This window comes from Shigella sp. FC1967, from assembly GCF_001743005.1.
In the GTDB taxonomy this organism is placed as follows: domain Bacteria; phylum Pseudomonadota; class Gammaproteobacteria; order Enterobacterales; family Enterobacteriaceae; genus Proteus.
In genome coordinates, this window is the sequence record NZ_MIIZ01000400.1 from 1 (window position 1) to 223 (window position 223).

Sequence of the window (223 nt, forward strand, 5' to 3'; positions counted from 1 at the left end):
AGATGTTGCTTCTATTGTTGTCGATGAAGACAAATGTACAATGGATGTTGCAGTTGAAAGCAGTAACCTTGCGCAGGCAATCGGCCGTAATGGTCAAAATGTTCGTCTAGCAGCACAGTTACTGAAAAAACATCGTGGTGATGACAAGTGGGAATTAAACGTCATGACTGCTGATGAATTAAATGCAAAACATCAGGCAGAAGCAAACGCAGCCATTGAAATA

The 223-nt window shown here is 41.3% G+C and carries 1 pseudogene; it reads left to right on the forward strand.

The annotated features are described in order from the left end of the window. Positions 1-223: pseudogene (gene nusA, locus BHE89_RS03505) on the forward strand (transcription termination factor NusA); the annotation flags it as partial.